This window comes from Variovorax paradoxus EPS (assembly GCF_000184745.1).
GTDB lineage: Bacteria > Pseudomonadota > Gammaproteobacteria > Burkholderiales > Burkholderiaceae_C > Variovorax > Variovorax paradoxus_C.
Window position 1 is genome coordinate 1,416,688 of sequence record NC_014931.1, and the last position, 18,453, is coordinate 1,435,140.

19 protein-coding genes are annotated in these 18,453 nt (G+C 65.5%); 15 read left to right on the top strand and 4 right to left on the bottom strand.

Going from position 1 to position 18,453, the window contains the following annotated elements:
* Positions 1–9: 9 nt before the first annotated feature.
* The 9 genes from VARPA_RS06295 (at position 10) to tatC (ending at position 4,959) form a co-directional block, all read left to right on the top strand.
* Entirely contained in the window at positions 10–846 is an 837-nt protein-coding gene (locus VARPA_RS06295) for a D-hexose-6-phosphate mutarotase (protein ID WP_013539723.1), read from the top strand.
* 22 nt (positions 847–868) lie between these two features.
* Positions 869–1,648, top strand: a complete 780-nt coding sequence (gene hisF, locus VARPA_RS06300; protein WP_013539724.1) for an imidazole glycerol phosphate synthase subunit HisF — start codon at positions 869–871, stop codon at positions 1,646–1,648.
* A 117-nt stretch (positions 1,649–1,765) separates the two neighbouring features.
* Complete coding sequence (hisI, locus tag VARPA_RS06305; protein WP_013539725.1) at positions 1,766–2,155, top strand: phosphoribosyl-AMP cyclohydrolase; 390 nt, start codon at positions 1,766–1,768, stop codon at positions 2,153–2,155.
* Positions 2,152–2,535, top strand: coding sequence for a phosphoribosyl-ATP diphosphatase (locus VARPA_RS06310; protein WP_013539726.1), 384 nt, complete (start codon positions 2,152–2,154; stop codon positions 2,533–2,535). Before hisI ends, VARPA_RS06310 begins: the two co-directional genes overlap by 4 nt.
* An 11-nt stretch (positions 2,536–2,546) precedes the next feature.
* Positions 2,547–2,936, top strand: coding sequence for a DUF4870 family protein (locus tag VARPA_RS06315; RefSeq protein ID WP_013539727.1), 390 nt, complete (start codon positions 2,547–2,549; stop codon positions 2,934–2,936).
* Positions 2,926–3,285, top strand: coding sequence for a histidine triad nucleotide-binding protein (locus tag VARPA_RS06320; protein WP_013539728.1), 360 nt, complete (start codon positions 2,926–2,928; stop codon positions 3,283–3,285). Before VARPA_RS06315 ends, VARPA_RS06320 begins: the two co-directional genes overlap by 11 nt.
* 65 nt (positions 3,286–3,350) lie before the next feature.
* Positions 3,351–3,605, top strand: coding sequence for a Sec-independent protein translocase subunit TatA (tatA, locus tag VARPA_RS06325; protein ID WP_013539729.1), 255 nt, complete (start codon positions 3,351–3,353; stop codon positions 3,603–3,605).
* Between the two features lie 13 nt (positions 3,606–3,618).
* The gene (tatB, locus tag VARPA_RS06330) at positions 3,619–4,077 is read left to right on the top strand and encodes a Sec-independent protein translocase protein TatB (RefSeq protein WP_013539730.1); all 459 of its coding nucleotides are present in this window, start codon (positions 3,619–3,621) and stop codon (positions 4,075–4,077) included.
* A gap of 75 nt (positions 4,078–4,152) precedes the next feature.
* Positions 4,153–4,959 (top strand): twin-arginine translocase subunit TatC, encoded by an 807-nt coding sequence (gene tatC, locus VARPA_RS06335; protein WP_013539731.1) that lies wholly within the window; start codon positions 4,153–4,155, stop codon positions 4,957–4,959.
* A gap of 117 nt (positions 4,960–5,076) precedes the next feature.
* Here the strand turns inward: tatC and VARPA_RS06340 are convergent, their stop codons facing one another.
* The gene (locus VARPA_RS06340; RefSeq protein WP_013539732.1) at positions 5,077–6,237 is read right to left on the bottom strand and encodes a S1C family serine protease; all 1,161 of its coding nucleotides are present in this window, start codon (positions 6,235–6,237) and stop codon (positions 5,077–5,079) included.
* A gap of 296 nt (positions 6,238–6,533) precedes the next feature.
* Here VARPA_RS06340 and VARPA_RS06345 point away from each other — a divergent pair, with 296 nt between their 5' ends.
* From VARPA_RS06345 to pdxA, 3 genes are all read left to right on the top strand, one after another.
* Positions 6,534–7,886 (top strand): MFS transporter, encoded by a 1,353-nt coding sequence (locus tag VARPA_RS06345; RefSeq protein ID WP_013539733.1) that lies wholly within the window; start codon positions 6,534–6,536, stop codon positions 7,884–7,886.
* Complete coding sequence (locus VARPA_RS06350) at positions 7,883–8,656, top strand: Nif3-like dinuclear metal center hexameric protein (RefSeq protein ID WP_013539734.1); 774 nt, start codon at positions 7,883–7,885, stop codon at positions 8,654–8,656. Before VARPA_RS06345 ends, VARPA_RS06350 begins: the two co-directional genes overlap by 4 nt.
* Positions 8,657–8,717: 61 nt before the next feature.
* A complete protein-coding gene (pdxA, locus tag VARPA_RS06355) occupies positions 8,718–9,758 on the top strand; it encodes a 4-hydroxythreonine-4-phosphate dehydrogenase PdxA (RefSeq protein WP_013539735.1) in 1,041 nt (346 codons plus the stop codon).
* 8 nt (positions 9,759–9,766) lie between these two features.
* On the opposite strand, the gene mscL is transcribed toward pdxA, so the two are convergent.
* The 3 genes from mscL to VARPA_RS06370 all read right to left on the bottom strand — a co-directional run bounded on the left by mscL (position 9,767) and on the right by VARPA_RS06370 (position 14,893).
* The gene (mscL, locus tag VARPA_RS06360; RefSeq protein ID WP_013539736.1) at positions 9,767–10,201 is read right to left on the bottom strand and encodes a large conductance mechanosensitive channel protein MscL; all 435 of its coding nucleotides are present in this window, start codon (positions 10,199–10,201) and stop codon (positions 9,767–9,769) included.
* Between the two features lie 59 nt (positions 10,202–10,260).
* Complete coding sequence (locus tag VARPA_RS06365; protein WP_013539737.1) at positions 10,261–12,762, bottom strand: tetratricopeptide repeat protein; 2,502 nt, start codon at positions 12,760–12,762, stop codon at positions 10,261–10,263.
* Positions 12,763–12,919: 157 nt separating this feature from the next.
* Complete coding sequence (locus VARPA_RS06370) at positions 12,920–14,893, bottom strand: YadA-like family protein (RefSeq protein ID WP_013539738.1); 1,974 nt, start codon at positions 14,891–14,893, stop codon at positions 12,920–12,922.
* A gap of 575 nt (positions 14,894–15,468) precedes the next feature.
* On the opposite strand from VARPA_RS06370, the gene VARPA_RS06375 reads away from it, so the two are divergent.
* The 3 genes from VARPA_RS06375 (at position 15,469) to VARPA_RS06385 (ending at position 18,432) form a co-directional block, all read left to right on the top strand.
* Positions 15,469–16,182, top strand: a complete 714-nt coding sequence (locus VARPA_RS06375) for a response regulator transcription factor (RefSeq protein WP_013539739.1) — start codon at positions 15,469–15,471, stop codon at positions 16,180–16,182.
* Between the two features lie 181 nt (positions 16,183–16,363).
* A complete protein-coding gene (gene petA, locus VARPA_RS06380; protein WP_013539740.1) occupies positions 16,364–16,981 on the top strand; it encodes a ubiquinol-cytochrome c reductase iron-sulfur subunit in 618 nt (205 codons plus the stop codon).
* A gap of 14 nt (positions 16,982–16,995) precedes the next feature.
* Positions 16,996–18,432: a cytochrome b gene (locus VARPA_RS06385; RefSeq protein ID WP_013539741.1), complete on the top strand. Its 1,437-nt coding sequence runs from the start codon at positions 16,996–16,998 to the stop codon at positions 18,430–18,432.
* The last annotated feature ends 21 nt before the right edge of the window (positions 18,433–18,453 follow it).

The following is an 18,453-nucleotide window of genomic DNA, read 5'->3' on the forward strand; positions in this document are numbered from 1 at the left end:
ATTCCTCACATGGAAATCACCCCGATCGAGTTTCGCGGCCAGCCCGCGATCCGAGCCCTTGGCGCAGATGGCAGCACGTTGACCGTGGCCCTGCATGGCGCGCAAGTGCTCTCGTGGACCACGGCCGACGGAGTGGAAAGGTTCTATGTCAGCCCCCGCGCCGTGTTCGACGGCAAGACCGCGATCCGCGGTGGCGTGCCCGTATGTTGCCCGCAGTTCAACATGCGCGGCATGCTGCCCAAACATGGTTTCATGCGCAATCTGCCTTGGGAGTCGCAGGGCACTGGCGCCTCGGGCGACACCCTGGCACTCCGGCTGCGCGACAACGAGGCCACCCGTGCGCTCTGGCCGCACGCTTTCGAGGCGCGCCTTGACGTGACGCTGGCTCCCGGCCAGTTGCGCATCGCGCTCACGCTGACCAACATCGACTCCGCGCCCTGGGCCTTTGCCGCGGCGCTGCATTCCTACCTTCATGTCGACGACATCGCCCAGGTGCGGCTCGAGGGCCTCGAAGGCGCCAACCGCTGGGATTCGCTGCGCGACGACCGCCATGTGGAGACCGCTGCCGCATTGCGGTTCGATGCCGAGTTCGACAGCGTCTATGTCGCGCCCGCAAAACCGCTGCGCCTCGTGCAGCCGGGCGGCACGCTCGAAATCTCGCAAAGCGCGAGCTGCACCGAAACCGTGGTGTGGAACCCCGGCGCCGAGCTCTGCGCCAAGCTGGCCGACATGCCGGCCGACGGCTACCGCCACATGCTCTGCGTCGAGGCGGCCCGCATCGACGAACAAGTGACCCTGGCGCCCGGCGCCCAATGGCAGGGCTGGCAACAGCTCACCGTTCTCTGATTTCCTTCCGGTTCAAATTCCCATGCTTGCCAAACGCATCATTCCCTGCCTCGACGTTACCGGCGGCCGTGTCGTCAAGGGCGTCAACTTTCTCGAACTGCGCGATGCCGGCGACCCGGTCGAGATCGCCGCGCGCTACAACGCGCAGGGCGCCGACGAACTCACCTTCCTGGACATCACCGCCACCAGCGACGGGCGCGACCTGATCCTGCCGATCATCGAGGCGGTGGCTTCGCAGGTCTTCATTCCGCTCACGGTCGGCGGCGGCGTGCGCACCGTGGCTGATGTGCGCCGGCTCCTCAATGCGGGCGCGGACAAGACCAGCTTCAACTCGGCCGCCATCGCCGATCCGCAGGTGATCAACGATGCCTCGCAGAAGTACGGCTCGCAGTGCATCGTGGTGGCCATCGATGCCAAGCGCCGCACGCCCGAAGAGGCGGCCACGCGCGGTCCGGGATGGGATGTGTACAGCCACGGCGGCCGCAAGAACACGGGCATGGACGCCGTGCAATGGGCCACCGAGATGGCGCGCCGCGGCGCGGGCGAAATCCTCCTCACGAGCATGGACCGCGACGGCACCAAAAGCGGTTTCGACCTCGCACTGACACGCGCGGTGAGCGATGCGGTCAGCGTGCCGGTGATCGCCTCGGGCGGCGTCGGCAACCTGGACGACCTCGCCGACGGCATCCAGACCGGCGGCGCCGATGCGGTGCTGGCGGCCAGCATTTTTCACTACGGCGAACACACCGTGGGCGAGGCGAAAGCCCGCATGGCGGCGCGGGGCATCCCTGTCCGGATTTAAGGCTCCTTCGTGGGATACCGCGGAACCGGCTTTGCCGGGCCGCTGGTATCGCCCCCTTCGAGGGGGGAGGAGAAGCGACACGAAGTGCGCGAAGCCTGGGGGTGGGACAATACTTCCATGAATTGGCTCGATGAAGTGAAGTGGGACGCGAACGGCCTGGTGCCGGTCATCGCGCAGGAACAAGGCAGCAACGACGTGCTGATGTTCGCCTGGATGAACCGCGAGGCGCTCGAGAAGACCGCCGAGCTGGGCCGTGCGGTGTATTTCAGCCGCTCGCGCAACAAGCTCTGGTTCAAGGGCGAGGAATCGGGCCACGTGCAGACCGTGCACGAGATCCGCCTGGATTGCGACAACGACGTGGTGCTGCTCAAGGTCACCCAGCTGGGCCACGAACCCGGTATCGCCTGCCACACCGGCCGCCACAGCTGCTTCTTCAGCAAGTACGAAAAAGGCCAGTGGACCGTGGTCGAGCCGGTCTTGAAAGACCCGGAGTCGATCTACAAATGACCGGCACCGTGAACAACACCTCCGATGCTCTCGCACGCTTGGCCGCGGTCATCGAGACCCGCCTGCCCGCGAACGGTGGCGACCCCGAGAAGAGCTACGTCGCGCGCCTCCTGCACAAGGGCCCCGACGCCTTCCTGAAGAAGATCGGCGAGGAAGCCACCGAAGTCGTGATGGCCGCCAAGGACGCCGATCACGGCGGCGACCGCTCGAAAATAGTGAACGAAGTGGCCGACCTGTGGTTCCACACCATGGTGGCGCTCGCGCACTACGGTTTCTCGCCGGCTGAAGTCGTCGCGGAGCTCGAGCGCCGCGAGGGCACCAGCGGCATCGAGGAAAAGGCCCTGCGCAAAGTGCAGGCCCGCGAGGCATCCAACGATTGAAAGGACATCCCATGGCCAACGACATCGTGAACGTGGAACCCGACGAATCGCTCAAGACTTGGGGCTGGGTGAGCTACATCCTGCACCTGATCGTGGCCATCGGCGCGGTCCTCCCGGGAGCGCAGGCCTCCATCGTCATCCTGCTGGTGGCCCTGGTGATCGATTTCGTGAAGCGCGACGACGCGGCCGGCACCTGGCAGGCCTCGCACTTCAGCTGGCGCATCCGTTCGGTGATCTGGGCCGGCCTGCTTTACATCGTCACCTCGTGGCTCTGGCTGCTGTTCTTCGTTCCGGGCTGGATCGCCTGGAGCCTGATTTCGCTGTGGTTCCTGTACCGGATCGTGAAAGGCATGATCCGCATGAACGACAACCGCCCGATGGAACCCAAAGATGTCATCTGATCCGAACTGCGTTTTCTGCAAAATCGTCGAAGGAAAGATCCCTTCGCGCAAGGTCTACGAAGACGAGGACCTGTTCGGTTTCCATGACATCGCGCCCTGGGCGCCGGTGCATTTCATGCTGGTGCCCAAGAAGCACATCGCCTCGATGGCGCAGCTCACGCCTGACGACGCCGCCCTCATGGGCAAGATCATGACCCTGGCGCCGAAGCTGGCGCTGGAGCAGGGCTGCAGGCCCTATCCGGACGGCGGCTATCGCGTCGTCGTCAACACCGGCACCGAGGGCGGGCAGGAGGTTCACCATCTCCATGTGCACGTCATGGGCGGTCCCCGGCCATGGCTTCGCGGCTGAACTTCGTTAAGCCAAACTGTCACATTTCGACCGACTAAAATCGGACACATTCTTAGGAGTCTTCCATGGGTTCTTTTTCTATCTGGCACTGGCTGATCGTGCTGCTCGTCGTGGTCATGATCTTCGGCACCAAGAAGCTGCGGAACATGGGTTCGGACCTTGGTGGCGCCGTCAAGGGCTTCAAGGACGGCATGAAGGATGCCAACGGCAACCCCACCACCGACGCAACTGCCGCTTCGTCGGCCCCCGCGGCGCAAGTGACCGGTCAGCCGGCCAACAGCGACAAGACGATCGACGTCGAAGCGCGTCAGAAGTCCTGAGCGCGGACCGCACGTGCTCGACCTCGGCATTGAGAAGCTGGCGCTGATCGGCGTCGTGGCGCTGATCGTCATAGGGCCGGAGAAGCTGCCGCGCGTGGCTCGCACGGTCGGCACCTTGCTCGGCAAGGCCCAGCGCTACGTGAACGACGTCAAGGCCGAAGTCAACCGCTCGATGGAGCTGGACGAACTCCGCAAGATGAAGACCACGGTGGAGGAGGCGGCGCGCGACGTCGAGAACAACATCCACACCGGCGCGAGCGAATTCGAAAAGCAGTTTTCCGGCTCCGGCGAAACGCTCTCGGCACTGGCCGAGCCTGAAGTTTCGGTGCCCGAGTACAAGCACCCCCGCAAGAACTGGCGCCTGAAGCAGGGTGCCACGCCTAATTGGTACAAGGCGCGCAACGGCGTTCGGACCAAGGCCTTGTCGGGTGCGGCGCGGGTTGCCCGCTTCCGTCCGCACAAGATCAACTAGCGCTTCAACACCCCGCACACCCCCGCGTCTCTCGCTTGCCGCACGCCGGCCGAAGCCACGCTCTTTCCTTTCCCCATGGCCGATTCCGACGACAAGAACAAAGACAAAGAAGACGAGCTGGCGGGCACCGAGCAGCCGTTCGTGCAGCACCTCGTCGAGCTTCGCGACCGCCTGCTCTACTGCGTCTACGGCCTCGCTGTCGCGGGCATCCTGCTCGCTATCTGGCCCGGACCGGGCGGACTCATCGACCTGATCGCGATGCCCATCCGCGCGCACATGCCGCCGGACGCCAAGCTCATCGCCATCGGCGTGTTCTCGCCGTTCTTCGTGCCGCTCAAGGTGCTGATGATGACGGCCGTGCTGCTGGCGCTGCCGTGGCTCATGTACCAGGCCTGGATGTTCATTGCGCCGGGGCTCTACAGCCACGAGAAGCGCTTTGCACTGCCGTTGATTTTCTTCGGCAGCCTGCTGGCCTATGCGGGCATTGCCTTCGTGCAGTTCTTCGTGCTGGACAAGATGTTCAGCTTCATCCAGAAGTTCACGCCGGCCGCGGTGGCGGCAACGCCCGACATCTCGTCGTACGTGGAGGCCATCCTCTCGCTCTACATCGCGTTCGGCGTCGCCTTCCAGGTGCCGATCGTGGTGATGCTGCTGGTGCGCTTCGAGATGGTGACGATCGAGAAGCTGAAGTCCTTCCGCGGCTACTTCATCGTGGTGGCCTTCGTGGTGGCCGCGGTGCTCACGCCGCCCGACGTTGTGTCGCAGCTCGCGCTGGCGATTCCGATGTGCCTGCTGTACGAGGTGGGCATCATCGGGGCGCGCTACTTCGCGATGGGCGGCAAGAAGCCGGCGGAAGAAGAAAACGCCGACTCTTCGGCATAACAGGCTCGCCCTCAGGCTGCGCGCACTTCGTGTCGCGCGCGCCTTCCTCCTGCCGGGGGTAACACCTGCGGCTCGGCGAAGCCGGTTCCGCGGTGTTCCTGAACGAATCCCCGCCTCTTACTCTTGTTGATTCGGCACTTGCCGGACCGGGCTCTTCGGCCGGAGCCCCGGCGTCACATCCAGTTCCATCTTGTCGCTGCCGCGCTGCAGCGCAAAGCGCGCGGTGTCGCCGGGCTTGAGGCCCGCGACGGCGGTCAGCAGGGCCTGCACGTTGTCGGTCTTCTTCTCGCCCACCGAGGTGATCACGTCGCCCGGCCGGATACCTGCCTTGGCAGCGGGACCGTTCTGCAGCACGCCGGTGATGATCACACCCGCATCGGCCTTCACGCCGAAGGTCTCGGCCAGTTCGGGCGAGAGGTCGTTCGGCTCCACGCCGATCCAGCCGCGGCGCACCTGGCCTTCCTTGACGATGCCTTCCAGCACGATCTTGGCCATCGACACCGGAATGGCGAAGCCGATGCCCATGCTGCCACCCGAGCGCGAGTAGATCGCGGTGTTGATGCCCTGCAGGTTGCCGTTGACGTCGATCAGCGCGCCGCCCGAGTTGCCGGGGTTGATGGCCGCATCGGTCTGGATGAAGTTCTCGAAGTTGTTGATGCCCAACTGGTTGCGGCCGAGCGCCGAGACGATGCCGCTCGTCACCGTCTGGCCCACGCCGAAGGGGTTGCCGATGGCCAGCACCTGGTCGCCCACCAGCAGCTCGTCGGAGTTGCCCAGAACGATCACCGGGAGCTTGTCGAGCTCGATCTTGAGCACCGCCAGGTCGGTGTCGGGATCGGTGCCGATCACCTTGCCGCGAGCGTGGCGGCTGTCGTTCAGGGTCACTTCGATTTCGTCGGCGCCCTCGACCACGTGGTTGTTGGTGAGGATGTAGCCGTCGGTGCTCACGATCACGCCGCTGCCCAGGCCCACCTGGGGCTGGTCGGCCTGGTCGCCGAAGAAGAAGCGGAACCAGGGGTCGTTGCTGCGCGGATGGCGCTGCGCCGCCTTGCTTGTGTTGATGCTCACCACCGCCGGCGAGGCCTTCTTGGCGGCAGCGCTCAGGCTGCCGACGGCGGGCACGCTCGGGGCGCCGGCCGGCGCCTCGACGATCGACACCACGCCGCCGAGCGAGGTCGAGCGCTTGTTGATCCACTCGGGCTTGAGCGTTGCGACGACGAAATAGGCCGCCAGCAGGACGGTCACGGCTTGGGCAAAGAGCAGCCAGGTGCGTTTCATGAAAACTTGATGAAAAGACGTTCGAAGGCGCCGCGAGAGGCAGCGATGTGTGGGATTGTCCCTCAATGGGCTTGACGATAGACCGCGCCGCGCGGTCGAGATTGGCAAGCGCCGGCTACGGAAATACGGGATAACCCCTAGCATCGCGGAGCGATCCCACCCGGCTCCCACCTCTCAGGCCTCCCGCACTGCCCACCCGGTGGATGCGGCCAGGCATATCCTCGGCGCGCGATTTCCCCGTTTTCCCATCCGGTTCCACGGCTCCGGCGCGCGCGGTCACGATTTTCCTGCCAGCCATGACTTCAGAAGCAACCCTCGCGGACGGCGCCAAGCCCGCTCCGGCACGCACGCTCGACGCGCGCGACTACAAGACCCTCGCCCTCTCGGCCCTCGGCGGAACGCTGGAGTTCTACGACTTCGTCATCTACGTCTTTTTCGCCACGGTGCTGGGCGGGCTGTTCTTCCCCGCCGACATGCCCGACTGGCTGCGGCAACTGCAGACCTTCGGCATCTTCGCGGCCGGTTACCTCGCCCGCCCCGTGGGCGGCATCGTCATCGCGCATTTCGGCGACCTCCTGGGCCGCAAGCGCATGTTCACGCTCTCGATTTTCCTGATGGCCGCGCCCACGCTGGTCATCGGCCTCCTTCCGACCTACGCGAGCATCGGCGTGGCGGCGCCCCTCCTGCTGCTGGCGATGCGCGTGCTGCAGGGCGCGGCCATCGGCGGCGAGATGCCCGGCGCCTGGGTGTTCGTCGGCGAGCACGTGCCGGCCAAGCGCTACGGATTCGGCATCGGCACGCTGACCTCGGGCATCACCGGCGGCATCCTCTTGGGCTCGCTGGTCGCGGTGGCCATCAACCGCCATTACTCGACCGAGCAGGTGAGCGATTTCGCCTGGCGCATCCCTTTCATCCTGGGTGGTGTGTTCGGGCTGGTGTCGGTGTACCTGCGCCGCTTCCTGCACGAGACGCCGGTCTTCAAGGAACTGGCCGGCCTGAAGTCGGTCGCCCGCGAGTTGCCGTTGCGCACCGTGCTGCGCGAGCACCGGCTGGCTTGCGTGTACGTCGCGCTGCAGACCTGGGTGCTGTCGGCCGCGATCGTCGTGGTGGTGCTCTACACGCCCACCTATCTGCAGAAGGTGCACCATATTCCGGCCGCGCTGGCGCTCGAAGCCAACGCGCTCGCGACGCTGACCCTGACCATCGGCTGCGTGCTGGTCGGCTGGCTGAGCGACCGCATCGGCACGCGCGCGGTGATGCTCGTCGGCTGGGGCGGCCTCTTCGCCACGGCCTACCTGTTCTACACGGGGCTGCCTGGCACGCCGGCCACGCTGTTCTGGCACTACGGGCTGGTCGGCCTCTTCGTGGGCACCATCGCCACGGTGCCGATCGCGGGCGTGCGCGCCTTCCCGGCGCCGGTGCGCTTCACCGGGCTTTCGTTCGCCTACAACATGTCGTACGCGGTCTTCGGCGGGCTCACGCCGGTGATTCTCACGCTCTGGCTGCAGCACGACACGATGGCGCCGGCGCACTACGTCGCGGCACTCGCGGCGCTGGGTTTCCTGCTTGCCCTGTTGCCACTGGCCGCGCGCGGCCATGCCATGCGCGATGGCGTCGGGGCCCCGGGCAGCGCGACAATGTCGCGATGAGCACCACACGCCACGAACTGCTCCACGCATTCGACCTGTTGCTGGCCCCCGGGCGCTTCAAGGACTACGGACCCAACGGCCTGCAGGTCGAAGGCCGCACCGTGGTCCGGAAGATCGTCTCGGGCGTGACCGCCAGCCGCGCGCTGATCGAGGCCGCGATCCACGCCGAGGCCGATGCCATCTTCGTCCACCATGGCCTGTTCTGGCGCGGCCAGGACGGCTGCGTCACCGGCTGGATGAAGCAGCGCTTGGGCCTCCTGCTCGGCGACGACGTCAATCTTTTCGCGTACCACCTGCCGCTCGATGCGCATCCGGAGCTGGGCAACAACGCACAGTTGGGACTGCAGCTCGGGCTCGTGGCGCATGCGGGGTCTGGCGGTCGTTTCGGGGAGCAGGAGCTCGGCTTCCTCGGTGCGCGCGAAAACGGCGAGAGCTTCGCCAGTGCCAAGGCGCTGGCCACGCACGCAGAGAAGGTGCTCAAGCGCCCGATCACGCTGCTCGATACGGCGCACCGCCCCATCAAGAACATCGCCTGGTGCACCGGTGGTGCCCAGGGCTACTTCGAAGCGGCCATTGCGGCCGGCGCCGACGCCTTCATCACCGGCGAGATCTCCGAGCCCCAGGCTCACTACGCGCGCGAAATGGGCGTGGCCTTTCTCGCCTGCGGGCACCACGCGACCGAGCGCTATGGCGCACCGGCCGTGGCCGCGCACGTGGCGGCGCAGCTCGGGCTGAAGCACGAGTTCATCGACATCGACAATCCGGCATGAGCGCAGCGCCGGGCCGCCCCAAGCAAGCTCGCACCGCAGCGCGGAGCGCGGAGGTTTCCGAATGAGCGCAGCGATCGCCATCACCCTGGGCGATCCCGCGGGCATCGGCCCCGAGATCATCGCCAAGGCCTTCCGCAACGCACCCGATGCGACCCGCGGTGCCTTCGTGGCCGGTGACGTGGCCACGGTACGGCGCGCTTCGCAGGCGCTGGCCGGGCCGGGCCAACCGGCATGGCCCGTCGCGGAGATCGAGACCGTGGCCGAAGCCGCCAGCGTTCCGCCTGGGTGCATCCCGGTGCTGCAGGTGATCGCGCCGCCGTCCAACATCGTGCTCGGCCAGATCAGCGCGGAGGCTGGCCGCGCGGCCGGCGATTGCGTGGTCTGGGCCGCACGGGCTGCGCTGCGTGGCGAGATCGCCGCCATCGTGACCGCGCCGCTGCACAAGGAGGCGCTGGCCGCGGCCGGCTTCCCTTATCCCGGCCACACGGAGCTGCTGCAGGCCGAGGCGGCGGCGCACCTGGGGCGCAGCGTGGCCGAAGTGCCGGTGCGCATGATGCTGGCCAATGACGAACTGCGCACCGTGCTTGTGAGCATCCACATGTCGCTGCGCGACGCCATCGAGGCGGTGCATTTCGAGGGCGTGCTGCAGACGCTGCGCATCACGCACCGTGCGCTGTCCCACGCGCTCGGCCGAGCGCCGCGCATCGGCGTGGCAGGCCTCAACCCGCATGCGGGCGAGGGCGGCCTTTTCGGTTCGGAAGAGCGCGAAATCATTGCGCCGGCCATCGCCGCCGCGCGCGCCGAAGGCATCGACGCCAACGGGCCGCATGCGCCCGACACCGTCTTCATGCGCGCTCGCGCCCGGCACGGTGTGCCGGACAGCGGTGAGTTCGATGTGGTGATCGCGATGTACCACGACCAGGGCCTGATCCCGGTCAAGTACCTCGGCGTGGAAAAGGGGGTGAATGTGACGCTGGGGCTGCCGCTGGTGCGCACCAGCCCCGATCACGGCACCGCGTTCGATATCGCGGGTGCCGGGCTCGCCGATGCGTCGAGCCTCGTAGAGGCGCTTCGCATGGCGAAGGCGCTGGGAAGCGCCTGAGAGTCTTCTTAAGAAGGGCGCTTCAGGCTGTCGCGGATTTCGCGCAGCAAGGTAATGTCTTCTGGCGTTGCGGCCGGCGCAGCAGGTGCCGCCGCTTCGGTCTTTCGCAGCCTGTTGATCTGCTTGACCATCATGAAGATGATGAAGGCCAGGATCACGAAGTTCACCGCCACGGTGATGAAGCTGCCGTAGGCCAGCACCGGCACGCCGGCTTTCTTGAGATCGGCCAGCGTGTTCGCCACGCCGGCAGGTGCTGTGCCGAGCACCACGTAGAGGTTCGAGAAATCGAGCTTGCCGAACACCACGCCCACCAGCGGCATGATGATGTCGGCAACCAGCGAGTCGACGATCTTGCCGAACGCCGCGCCGATGATCACGCCGACCGCAAGGTCGATGACGTTGCCCTTGACGGCAAATTCCTTGAATTCACTGAGGATGCTCATGATTCAAAAGGCTGCTGGAGCTCTGCTGTTGAAGGAGTGCCGAGTATGCCCGCGATTGCTCACTTCTCCAGAGGGCGGAGGGCAACGCCGATGTGCGCCGGCGGCAACCCTTCACGGCTGCGCGCGGCAATTTGCCGGAAGCCGTCTTCCAGGTGCCGCACGAAGCGCGGCGTGTCGAAGTAGCCGCGGCGCGCGTCCTTCGCTTCCGCAAGCCGGCCGCGCAGCACGGCCAGTTCGTTCCGATGCGTGGCGTAGTGCACGGCCTTCTCGACGTATTCGTCGCGGGTCGTCGCCACCAGCTCCGGCAGGCCGATGGCGCTCAGCAGGCTGCCCGCCATGCGCGACACCATCGTCGTGCCGGTGAGCGCAAGCAGCGGCACGCCGGCCCACAGCACGTCGTTCGCGGTGGCACCGCTGCTGTAGGGAAAGGTGTCGATGAACAGGTCGGCCAGGCCGATGCGCGCCAGGTGCCTGTCGATCGGCATGCGCGGCGAAACGATGAGGCGTTCTGCCGGCAGGCCGGCCGCCTCCCACTGCGCACGCAGGTTCGTCTCGAAGCCGTTAGGCCCCTGCGCCAGCCAGAGCACCGCGTTCGGAATGCGCCGCACGATGCGCACCCAGGCCGCGAAAGTCTCCGGCTGGATCTTGAAGGACTGCGAGAAATTGCACAGCACGAACGCGTCCTCGGGCAGCCCGTGGTCGGCACGCGTGGCCTTCTGCGGATTGGTGGGACGCTGCGAGTCGATGACCTGGAAGGTCTCGGGCAGCCGAAGCAGCTTCTCGGAATAGCAGTCTTCCGTGCCCGGGGGCGAGAGGAAGTTGTCGGAGACCAGGTAGTCGTAGTTCGGTGTGCCGCTGGTGCCCATGTAGCCCAGCCACATGAGCTGCGCCGGCGCCGCGTGGTAGGCCATTACCTGCGGCTTCGCACCGCGCGTGTCGCCCGAGAGGTCGATGAGGATGTCGACCTCGTCCTCGCGGATGCGCTCGGCCATCTGCTGGATCGACCGGCCTTGCATGTCCACGAAATTCTCGACGGATGAAGCGATGCGCGCGCGGGCAGGGTGCCCATCGTCGGGTCCGTACGAATACGCGAACACCTCGAAGTCCTTGCGGTCGTGCCGGGCGAACAGCTCGGCCGTGAGATGCGCGACCGGATGGTTGCGGAAGTCGAACGAGTAGTAGCCCACGCGAATGCGCGGCGACGTGCGCAGCGCGCCTGCATCGGCGAACGGCTGGATGCCCACGTTCCTGTCTGCCAGCGCGGCGGAGCGTTGCGTCCAGGCCATGAGGCGCCGGGCGTCGTCGTAGTTGGACATCAGGATGAACGATGACACCGTCTGGTCGTTGCCCGGGGTGTCCAGCAGCGTGGCGATTTTTTCGCGCAGTTCGGGCACGCCGCGCCAGTCGGCGATGTGGGCTTTTTCGCCCAGCATCCAGACCATGGCCGACATGAAGTTCGGGTCGTCGCGCAGGCACTGCTCGAACTGCGCAATGGCCGCCTCCGACTGGCCGGCCATCACGTAGGTCACCCCCAGGTTGCAGCGTGCGAGCACCTGTTTCGGATGCACTTCGAGTGCCTTCTTGAGCACCTCGATGGCGGTGTCGAAATGGCCGAGCCTGAAATTCACCGTTCCCAGGTTGTTCAGCAGCAGCTCGTGCTCCGGCAGGCTGTCGAGCGCGATCTTGTAGAGCTCGGCCGATTCCGCGAAGCGCATCGACACGCCCTCGAGCGCGCCGCAGACGCCATAGAGCGCCGCCACGCCTTCGGGATCGGACAGCGCCTTGTGGCGCTCCTCGGCCGGCCAGTTGCGCATGGCGTGCTGCATGGGCGCGATGGCGTCCCCGGGGCGGCCGGCGCTGAGCAGCGCGCGCGAGAGCAGGTACGAGGCCTCCAGGTCGCGCGGGTCGGCCGCCGCCAGCTCGAGCGAGGCGAGGGCGCCTGTCCAATCCTTCTGGTGCGCGCGGATCTTGCCGATGTTCTTGTGGGCGGCGGTGTAGTTCGCGTCGAGCTTCAGGGCCTGCTGGAAGTGAAGGACGGCTTCGTCGAAGCGGTTCTGTTCCATGTCGATCGCGCCAGCGTTGTTCCATGCGGCGGGCGCTTGTGGTGCGAGTCGCGTGGCGTCGGCCGCGGCTTCGCGTGCCTGCCTGAACTTCTTTTGCTGGCGGTAGACCGCCGAAAGATTGATGTACGCCTCGGGGTAGTTCGCAAATGCCTTGATCGCGCGGCGCAGGTCCTGCTGCGCTTCGGCCAGCAGGTTCAGGTGCATGAAGATCGTTGCGCGGGTATTGAAATAGAAGTGATGCGGCGACTGCGCGATCGCCTGGTTCACATGGTTGAGCGCCAGCCGGGGCCGGCCTTGCCGGTACAGCGCTTCGCCCGTCAGGTGCAGAGCGTCGGCATCGCCAGGGAATCGGGACAGCAGGGCCTGGTAGATCTGCAGCGCTTCTGCAAGGCGGCCCTGCCGATGCAGCGCGAGGCCTTGCTCCAGCAGCGCCGAGGCGTCGGCCTTGGCGTTTTCCTCGAAAGTGGCGGGTGCTGGCGCGATGGAAGAGGTGGTCATGGGCTGTGTGAAGGACGGATCGCAGGGACACCAGGCACATCGGCCCCGACCCTTTGCGGCAGCAAAAAAGACCGGTCACCCAGTATAGGTGCCGGCCTTCGATTTCATCCTTGGCAAGCACCCCGGCGCGCTCGCGCCGCGGGTGCACGGGAGCGGATTACCAGGACCAGGAGGCGCCGATGCCGCCGCCGACCTTGCCGTTGTTGCCGCTGCCGAAGTTCACCTTGATCTGGGCCGATTCGCTCAGGCGGAAGCTCGCAGCCGCGGCGACCGCCGAGCGGCCGTCGTAGGAGCCCACGCCCACGCCGATGCCGAAGCTCTTGCCCGCTTCGAGCGCCGGCACCGAGGCGGCAGCCAGGGCGATGGCCGCACCGGTGCTGCTGGTCTTGCGCATGTCCTGCACTTCGCTGCGAACCTGGTTCAACTGCGACATGTTGGCTGCGTCCGTCGGCAGGATGCCGGGCGCCACGTTCTGCACGCGCCCGTTGGCCACCATGCCGTTGCCGGCCGTGATCGAGCCGCCGGCCGTCACGTTGCCGGTGACGTTCACCGTGCCTGCGTTCAAGGTGGTGACGTTGCCGGTCACCGCGTTGATCGTCGTGATGTTGCCGGTCTGCGTGTTCAGCACCGTGATGTTGCCGTTGGCTGCCGTCAGCGTCTGGAAGTTGCCGGTGTTGGCATTCACGGTGGTGGCATTCACCGTGCTCGCATTGACCGTGCTGGCATTCACCGTGGTCGCAGCCACCGTGTTGGCGGTCAGCGCGTTGATGGTTGCGCTGGCTGCCGACAGGTTGGTGGTGCTGACGTTGGTGGCGCTGATCGTATTGATCGTGGCACGGCTTGCCGTCAGGTTGGTGGTGCTGACGTCGGTGGCACTCATCGTATTGATGGTGCCGCTGTTGGCTGTCAGGTTCGTGGTGCTGACGTCGGTGGCACTCAGCGTATTGATCGTGCCGCTGTTGGCTGTCAGGTTCGTGGTGCTGACGTCGGTGGCACTCAGCGTATTGATCGTGCCGCTGTTGGCCGTCAGGTTCGTGGTGCTGACGTCGGTGGCACTCAGCGTATTGATCGTGCCGCTGTTGGCCGTCAGGTTCGTGGTGCTGACGTCGGTGGCACTGAGCGTATTGATCGTGCCGCTGTTGGCCGTCAGGTTCGTGGTGCTGACGTCGGTGGCACTCAGCGTATTGATGGTGCCGCTGTTGGCTGTCAGGTTCGTGGTGCTGACGTCGGTGGCACTCAGCGTATTGATGGTGCCGCTGTTGGCTGTCAGGTTCGTGGTGCTGACGTCGGTGGCACTCATCGTATTGATGGTGCCGCTGTTGGCCGTCAGGTTCGTGGTGCTGACGTCGGTGGCACTGAGCGTATTGATCGTGCCGCTGTTGGCCGTCAGGTTCGTGGTGCTGACGTCGGTGGCACTGAGCGTATTGATCGTGCCGCTGTTGGCCGTCAGGTTCGTGCTGCTGACGTCGGTGGCACTCAGCGTATTGATGGTGCCGCTGTTGGCCGTCAGGTCGGTGGTGCTGACGTTGGTGGCGCTCAACGTGTTGACAGTGCCGTTGGACGCCGTGAGGTTGCTCGTGCTGACGTTGGTGGACGTGAGCGACGAGATGCTGCCGTTGCCCGCCGTGATGTTCGCCGTGTTGATGTTGGTGGCATCGACGTTCGTGCCGAGGATGTTCGTGGCGGTCACGCCGGTGGCGAGGATGTTGGTCGACGTCAGCGACTGGATCGTGCCGTTGCCCGACGACAGGTTGCCGGTGGTCACGTTGTTTGCGCTCAGCGTGCCGAGCGTTCCGTCGGCGGCGGAAATGCTGGCCGAACTGATGCTGGTTGCGGTCACGGTGCCGGCGCTGACGCTCGATGAGGTCAGGCTGGTTGCCGTCAGGTTGGGCGTGGAAATGCCGTCGGCGGACGTCAGAACGCCGTTGTTGCCGCTCGTGATGTTGAGGATGCCCAGGCCGGGAGGATCGACGACGACGTTGACGCCGCCGACGGCCACTTGCGCGTACGCAACCGGCAACGTCATCACGTACCCCGCACCTACCAACACAGAGGCCAGAACACGGCTGATCCCCGCGGGGCGAACGCTGCGGGAACCGGGGTTGGAAGCGGAGCGCTTGGGTGTAGTCATCTGACTGTTTCCTTGGTGGATGGGCGACAACTTCGCGAGCCCGGACTGCCCGGGTTAGCCTCGAAGCGAGGTCGGGTTTCATTGAGTTACCCGATGCAACCAATGCTAGGAATCGTGGCGCCGATGAACATCACCGGGATCGGTAGTTCTTGGCCTATGCCTTCGACTGCCGCGCCGTCCGTGGCGCGAGTGAAAGCCTGCTGAAAGCCAATGCACATGCGGGGTCGGCCGAACCGCATGGACGGGATGCCGCATCGAACTGCCGGTTTTCCATGCGTTCCGAAGTGGCGCGATGCTACGTAACACGCACGGTCACAAGTGCGTAACAACAGGGCCAAAACAAGCCCTGGACGCGCCGTTGGAAGCGCATTGACGCCCCTCGTTTCTGGCTAATTTCCCAATGAAATCAAGGTGCTGGTCGCCTTGCCGCACTTGACTCGGCCGGTGTGCTTTCGTGCGGGCATCGTTCCTGCGGTATCTGAAACGAAAGTCAACATTTGGACGCTACCTTGCGTAGCAAGAGGGACGTGCGCGTGGCCATCAATCTTTCCAGTCATCCTTTGAGAACGGCGCCGATGTCGTCGGCGTCGCAGCTCTCGTACGTGAGCACTTTTCACGGTGCACTGATCGTCGAGGAAGACCCCGACGTGGCCGCCCGGCTGCGCCGCATACTGGGTAACCTCGCGCCCGGCCGCCGCGTCGTGGTCGCATCCACGCGCGCCGAGGCGTGCAACCTCCTGGCCTCGCTGCCCTACGACCTCCTGCTGGTCGGCATGTGCCTGCCGGGCAGTGACGGCGTCTCGCTGATCCGCCATGTGCGCGAGACCTATCGGCACATCGAGACCATCGCCATGTCGCCGTGCGACGACCATGAACTGGTGAACGCCGCGATCTCCGCGGGCGCCATCGGCTACCTGCTGACGGAGGCGGACGACGCCGAACTTTCTTTCCTGCTGCGCTCGATCGAGCGCGGCGGTGCGCCGATGGACTCGCGCGTCGCGCGGCGCATCCTCGGGCTGATCGCCGCATCGGCGAAGACGCGGACGATCGAGCCGATCCGGACCGTGCCTCTTGCCGAGCCGCCGTCGGCACCCGCCCGGCTCTCGCCGCGCGAGCTCAAGGTGCTGCGGCTGATTGCGCAGGGATGGAGCAACCGGCAGATCGCGGAGGCGGTCTACCTGTCGGTCAACACGATCGAGTTCCACGCCAAGAGCATCTATCGGAAGCTCGCGGTCAAGTCGCGGACCCAGGCGGTCCACGAGGCGATGCAGCACGGGCTTCTGAACTGAAGGCTGCCCGGTCGAGCCACCGCGGCCCCGCCGCCCGGCATGTGTGGTGCGCGTTCCACGGACGCGCAGCGCCGGCCATCGTTCGCCGGCCACGCGCATGGCAGCCATTGAATATCCCTTCGGCGCCCCGCTACAATCGCGGGTTGACCCCTGCTCCAGCGAAGAAGACAAGAGGATCCCCATGAGTGACATGACCTCCGGCTCGCCCCGGATCGACACAAGCAAGCGGACGTGGTTGATCGCATCCAGCTGTGCCGGCGTAGCGGGTGGCGTGGCCACCGTAGTTCCATTTGTGAGTACTTTCCAGCCGTCGGAGAAGGCCAAGGCCGCCGGCGCTGCTGTCGAAGTCGACATTTCGGGCCTCAAGGTTGGCGAGAAAATGACCGTCGAATGGCGCGGCAAGCCGGTCTGGATCCTCAAGCGCTCGCCCGAGCAGGTCGCGGAGCTCCCCAAGCTGGACGGCCAACTGGCCGACCCGCTCTCCAAGCGCCACCCCGACGAATTCACACCCAAGTACGCCCAGAACGAGCATCGCTCGATCAAGCCCGACGTGCTGGTCGTGGTGGGTATCTGCACCCACCTGGGCTGCTCGCCGGTGGACCGCCTGCAAGCCGGCCCCCAGCCTTCGCTGCCGGCCGACTGGGAAGGCGGCTTCCTCTGCCCTTGCCACGGTTCCACGTTCGACCTGGCCGGCCGCGTCTTCAAGAACAAGCCCGCGCCCGACAACCTGCCTGTGCCTCCGCACATGTACCTGTCGGACACCAAGCTCCTGATCGGTGAAGACTCCAAGAAGGCCTGAGGCAGAAGAAGAACATGGCTGAATTCCACGAAATTTCCCCCAACGCGCCGGCTGGCGAGAAGCTGCTCAACTGGGTCGACAATCGCTTCCCGCTGACCAAGCTCTGGAACGACCAGTGGGGCAAGTACTACGCACCGAAGAACTTCAACTTCTGGTACATCTTCGGCTCGCTGGCGATGCTGGTCCTCGTGATCCAGATCGTCACCGGCATCTTCCTCGTCATGCATTACAAGCCCGACGCGAACCAGGCGTTCGCATCGGTCGAGTACATCATGCGCGACGTGCCCTGGGGCTGGCTCATCCGCTACATCCACTCGACGGGCGCCTCCGCGTTCTTTGTCGTGGTGTACCTGCACATGTTCCGCGGCCTCATGTACGGCAGCTACCGCAAGCCCCGCGAGCTGATCTGGGTGTTCGGCTGCGCGATCTTCCTGTGCCTCATGGCCGAAGCCTTCATGGGCTACCTGCTGCCCTGGGGCCAGATGTCCTACTGGGGCGCCCAGGTGATCGTGAACCTGTTCGCCGCCATTCCGTTCATCGGTCCTGACCTGGCCCTCCTGATCCGCGGCGACTATGTGGTGAGCGACGCCACGCTGAACCGCTTCTTCAGCTTCCACGTGATCGCCGTGCCGCTGGTGCTGCTCGGCCTGGTGGTGGCTCACCTGATCGCGCTGCACGAAGTGGGTTCCAACAACCCCGACGGCATCGAGATCAAGGCCAACCGCGGTCCCGACGGCCATCCGCTCGACGGCATTCCGTCGCATCCGTACTACACGGTGCACGACATCTTCGGCGTGGTGGTGTTCCTCACGATCTTCTCGGCGGTGATCTTCTTCGCGCCCGAAGCCGGTGGGTACTTCCTCGAGTACAACAACTTCATCCCGGCCGATTCGCTGAAGACGCCCAACCACATCGCCCCGGTCTGGTACTTCACGCCGTTCTATTCGATGCTGCGTGCGACGACCGACGACATGGTCAACGTGTTCGCGCTGATCATCGGCCTGGCTGCCATCCTGAACTTCGTCAAGGGCAAGTCGGGTACGGCGCTGAAGATCGCGATCGTCGTCGTGGCGGCCGTGGCCATCTTCCTGCTCAAGGCCTTCGACGCCAAGTTCTGGGGCGTGGTCGTGATGGGCGGTTCGGTCATCATCCTGTTCTTCCTGCCGTGGCTGGACCACAGCGAAGTCAAGTCGATCCGCTACCGCCCGAGCTGGCACAAGTATGTGTATGGCGTCTTCGTCTTCCTCTTCCTGATCCTGGGCTACCTGGGCATCCAGCCGCCCGGCGTCTGGGGCAACCTGGTGATCGGCTCCTTTGCCCTCGACATCGCCCAGACCATCTCGCAGATCGGCACGCTCTTCTACTTCGGCTTCTTCCTCTTGATGCCCTGGTGGAGCCGCAAGGGCGAATTCAAGCCCGTGCCCGAGCGCGTGGTCTTCGCCGCGCATTGAGACGAGACACGAGAAGTGCAA